General features: G+C 30.7%; 6 protein-coding genes and 1 pseudogene. 4 read left to right on the forward strand and 3 right to left on the reverse strand.

All coding sequences use genetic code 11. The features are described 5' to 3' along the window. The 3 genes and pseudogenes from VNJ50_RS11325 to VNJ50_RS11335 form a co-directional block, all read right to left on the reverse strand. A pseudogene (locus tag VNJ50_RS11325) lies at nucleotides 1-695 on the reverse strand (two-component sensor histidine kinase); the annotation flags it as partial. Nucleotides 696-771: 76 nt separating this feature from the next. Further along, on the reverse strand, nucleotides 772-969 hold the full coding sequence (locus VNJ50_RS11330) for a hypothetical protein (RefSeq protein WP_325581937.1): 198 nt from the start codon (nucleotides 967-969) through the stop codon (nucleotides 772-774). Between the two features lie 317 nt (nucleotides 970-1,286). Next, nucleotides 1,287-1,937, reverse strand: coding sequence for a LytR/AlgR family response regulator transcription factor (locus tag VNJ50_RS11335; protein ID WP_325581939.1), 651 nt, complete (start codon nucleotides 1,935-1,937; stop codon nucleotides 1,287-1,289). Between the two features lie 148 nt (nucleotides 1,938-2,085). Here VNJ50_RS11335 and VNJ50_RS11340 point away from each other — a divergent pair, with 148 nt between their 5' ends. The 4 genes from VNJ50_RS11340 to VNJ50_RS11355 all read left to right on the forward strand — a co-directional run. Continuing rightward, entirely contained in the window at nucleotides 2,086-2,712 is a 627-nt protein-coding gene (locus tag VNJ50_RS11340; RefSeq protein ID WP_325581941.1) for a response regulator, read from the forward strand. 108 nt (nucleotides 2,713-2,820) lie between these two features. After that, a complete protein-coding gene (locus tag VNJ50_RS11345; RefSeq protein WP_325581943.1) occupies nucleotides 2,821-3,018 on the forward strand; it encodes a hypothetical protein in 198 nt (65 codons plus the stop codon). 516 nt (nucleotides 3,019-3,534) lie between these two features. Beyond that, nucleotides 3,535-4,545, forward strand: a complete 1,011-nt coding sequence (locus VNJ50_RS11350; RefSeq protein ID WP_325581945.1) for a DUF368 domain-containing protein — start codon at nucleotides 3,535-3,537, stop codon at nucleotides 4,543-4,545. A 4-nt stretch (nucleotides 4,546-4,549) separates the two neighbouring features. Beyond that, on the forward strand, nucleotides 4,550-4,857 hold a 308-nt coding region (locus VNJ50_RS11355; RefSeq protein ID WP_325581946.1), incomplete at its 3' end, for a hypothetical protein.

Raw genomic sequence — 4,857 nt, forward strand, 5'->3', positions numbered from 1 at the left:
GTTGAATAGGAGTTATCCAACCTGTCTTTTGAAATGTCCTCTTTTTTTAGCTCATTTAATTGTGCAAATACTGCGTTATAATACTTTAAAGCATCCTCATACTCTTTAAGTTCTTTTAAATTTAAAGCCATTTGAAGATTAGCCCGATAAATAAACCAATTATGTTTAACATTGGATAAAACCATCAAGGCCTTTACTGCTTCCGCTTCACTTTCAGTATAAATACCAGTATCATATAATACACCTGCTTTATACAAAAGCATTCTGCCCCAGTTAAGGCTGTCTTTTTTTGAAAATCGGTACAGTTTTTCAGATTGTGAATAATAATGAAAAGCACTGTCATACTCTTCTTTGGAATCATGGAAATCGCCTTTATACCAAAGGGATTTTGCGATATCTAAAGTATCATTTTTTTCTAATGCCCATTCGTGAATTTTATTAACTGTGTTAAAATATTTAGTCTCCAGATCAAGTTTTTCATATCGGGAAGCAACTTTGAATAAAGCATATCTATTAACAGAATCGTTACTTTGTGCACTAAAATGATAGTACAAACTATCTAATAATTCTTCTTTATGATTATTATCTAATTCAGAGTTATCATATCTCAAAAAATAATTGTTATCATCTAGTTTTTTTTGACTACAACCTATTATTAAAATAGGCAGAAGTAATAGAAAGGCTTTTATTTTCATTTTGATAAAGGGGATCTTTTATCAAAAATAAAGATAAATCCGAGATCGCTTACACTCTCTCGGATTTTACCTGGATTTAATCGTTTTTATCATCTCCCCTTTTATCTTTATCTACATCCCCATTATCAACAGAAAGAAGATCAAATTCTGGAAATAGAATTTCTTGGGTTGGGATTTCGTTTAACTTAACTGTTTCGTCAAGGTCATCGGCAGTACAGGAACTTACCGAAACAATAAGGCATAATAATACCATAGCAGTACATAGCTTTTTCATAAAACTTCAAATTAATTAGGTTAAAAATTCTCATTGGAAAAGCTGGGAGTTAGCTTTTCCGAACCTGTTAAAATGAAACCCATGCTAGATGTGTTTTTCCCCATTTTAACGGATATGTTTATGTAGAAGCTTCTGTTTTTTTAGGTTAATAACCAAGGCAAAGAAACAGGGAAAAAACGATATAAGAGACTGATTTTGAGTTTAAAAGGCGAGATGTACTGGCGTGATGGTAAACACTAAGGTTTGAAGTGTGAAATGGTTGATTTGGACTTATAAATTATGAAAACCCAAAACACTCTATTTTAGGCAATCAAAAGTTATAGCTCTAATCTCTTAATGATATCATCTATTTGAGCTCTATATGAAGCCGAGAAGGGTAAAACTTCATTATAATTTAGATAGCATCGTGATTTGCTCAGATGGATCCGAGACACATAATGGCTATTTACAATATAACTTTTGTGGATTCTCATAAAAAAGAACGGCAACTCTTGTTCAAAATGTTTTAGTGTTTTAAAAGCCGTAATCGTTTTTCCGTTTTGTAATTTAAAATCAACACTATTATTATCTGCCTTGAGATAGATAATGTCATGCAAATCGACAAATCTATAATCGCTAAAAGACTTTATACAAATCTTATTGTCCGTTGCTTTAGGGATTCGCTTTTCGAATTTGAAAAGACATTTTCCTAACCGATGCCAATCAAGCGGTGTTAACAGATAATCGGAAAAACCTGATTGTATAGCTTGGAAAGCAAATTTTGAAGTAGTTGATATGGCAACGAAATAAGGTATTCGATCCATATACTGGTGCAATTCGTTGATGGTTTCAAAAGAAAATGTTGTGTCGTTAATAAAAGAATCTACATCCAAGAAAACTAAATGAGGCTTAAGCTTTATGAGTTTTTCAAAGGTTGTTGGCATATTATCAAAATGGCCTGAGCATGAATAATATCGGAAATTTTCCATACATTGTAAAATAACTCCAGACTGCTGCCTATTAGCTCCGATAATAATAAAAGAGTAATTCATACATGGTTAAAATCGGTGGGCAACTTAGGTATCTTTAGAATTATTCGGTTGCGTCTGAAACGCCAACTTTGTTAAAGTTTCGATTATGAATGTACTATTGGTAGATGACCATTTAATGACGATTGAAGGTTATATTTCATTACTAAAAAAAGAAATTCCTGAATTTGCAACATTCAAAGCCTTTACTTGTGAGGAAGCATATCACTATATTACTTCAGTTTCTAATTTTGATCTGGCAATCATTGATTACCAGCTACCTGAATTTGAAGAAAAAAAACTTAATACAGGAACGGACGTCGCTTTATTATTAAGAAAACACCATCCAGAATGTAAAATAATGATGATCACCGCTTATGAAGAAGCTACAATTGTATATAGCATTTATAGAAAAGCGCAACCTGATGCTTTGATCATCAAAACTGATATTTCGTACACCTCCTTTAAAGAATACCTCCATCCTGAACGTCGATATTTGAGTCCCACCGCTCAAAAAGCCATTGCTATAATAAACAACAATGAAGGGTTATTTAATGACGTTAATCGTGAGATCTTACTATATCTGAAATTAGGCTATAAATTAGACGAAATAGGAAGTGCTTTATCACTAAGTGAAAGTACCATCCAAAAAAGGGTGGCAAAAATGAGAGCCCTTTTTAATGTAAAGGACATTAATGGACTTATTAAGGAAGTGATAAAGCAAGGGATTGTGTAACTATCTATTCTATAAACTTTAACATAAGTTCCGTCTGAGACGGAAAGTTATATGAACCATACTGATTAGGTTTGTACGGAAGATATATTAACTAAATCATTTTTTATTATGAGTAAATTAACTTTAGATGCTCTCGAAGCAAGAGCAGAAGCTGTAGCTTCATCAGATTTATTAAACTCCATTTCTGGAGGAACCGAAAATTCTTGTCATACTGATGATGATAGTAGGAGGGCTGAACAGATTAAGAATTCCCCATCTAATGGCGAAAGCATATTATATGATATTTGGCATTCTATCTGGAATTAATTATGAATAAAAAAATGAAACTCTATAGAAAATTAACATTTAGGGTTTCATTTTTACTAATTGAAATAACTCAAAAAAGAATCATTTAGAGTAAAAGCTGGAATTTCATTAACTTTTCATAGTACTTCATTAAATTTTTTATTATCCTATCTATTCCAGAAAAGAGTTTATTTATTTATGTGAAATTATGATTTAGCGTTAGATTCGCTCCGACACCATAAAGATAAATGGAAGCTCATTTTTTCACTAAAACAATAAATCTGTATGAAATTGAGTAAAACTGGATAAGCACAAGCACCTGACGCAAAAATTAAGTAGCAGTACAAAATTGGAAGCTCAAATATGAAAATTTACATTTTCTTATATTTTATAAAAACAAATAAACAAAGAGATTACGACACGTTAACTAAAAAAAGATCGCAATTTGGCAAAAAACACATTCCGAAGTCAAGCGTCTAAAGAAAACTTTAGCAGGCGATTTTTGGTGCCAAATTAATAAAAATCAAATAAACACATATGAAAAGACGCAATAGTGATTATGTAGTCATATTGTTAAAAGGAATGTTTATGGGAGCTATTGATGCGGTTCCAGGGGTTTCTGGAGGCACAATAGCCTTAGTTACTGGGATTTATGAAGAACTAATAGGAAGTATTAGTAATGTCAATTTGAAAACTTTTAAATCCCTAAGATATAATTCATTAGATGTTTTTTGGAAAGAACTTAATGGAAGTTTTTTGCTTTCCCTCCTAGTTGGTATGGGCATAGGGTTTTTAACTTTAATGAATTTTGTCCAGTATACTTTAGAAAATTATACTATTCAGACCTGGTCTTTCTTTTTGGGGTTAGTAATTGGTAGTGGTCTATTAGTAATAAAAAAGGTTAAAGTTTGGAGTTTTTCATACTTAATAGTATTTGTGTTAGGGCTGTATACTGTATACATGCTTACTAAGCTTCCAATTATAAATACAGAATCAAGCCCATATTTTCTCTTTTTCGTAGGTTTTATAGGTGTTTGCGCTATGTTATTGCCAGGCATTTCAGGATCTTTATTATTATTATTATTAGGCGTCTACAAAACATTAAAAGATTCAATATCAAATATTGAAGTCATGAACTTGTCTTTATTTGCATTAGGTGCCATTTTTGGTTTAATGACTTTTAGTAAATTGATCAAGTGGTTGTTGAGGTCATATTCAAGTGCTACATATGCACTACTCGCTGGATTTGTCTTTGGTTCGGTTAATAAATTATGGCCATGGAAAGAAACAATTAAGGTTTTAAATAATCAGACTTTAGAAATAATTAATTTAAATAGTGTTACTCATTTGGGCTCTTTAAATGTTTTCCAAAATCAAGAAAATGATTATGAGTCATTTAGCGCTATTTTAGAAAGCAATATATCCCCATTTAAATACTCTTTAATCAATAAAGGAGAGCACTCATATTTATTATGCTCTATTATTTTATTTTTTGTTGGGGTTTCTTTAATTATGCTAATCGAAAAAATTTCTTACAAAAGCAAATAATTTCATGTTTGAGATAAAAAAAAATATAGAGGAGTTAACTAATACAATTATAATTCTTGTATATAAAGAGGATAGAGACTTAATTAAATCCTTAGACTTAGAATGTGTAAATATTTTTAAGGATCCTCTTTTGTTTGCTTACTTCAAAAGTAAAAGCAGTAATACATTCCACAAAGCTATTTTCGAAGAAATACTGCAAGGTTATTTTATAAAAAAGAAAAAACTAAAAATCATTCATTCATTCAACAATAAAAATATAGCTTATATCCCGAATATTGGATATTTTAAAAAGGGAGAACAAAAACCTTTTAT

Source organism: Gelidibacter sp., from assembly GCF_035577925.1.
Classification (GTDB): Bacteria; Bacteroidota; Bacteroidia; order Flavobacteriales; family Flavobacteriaceae; genus Gelidibacter.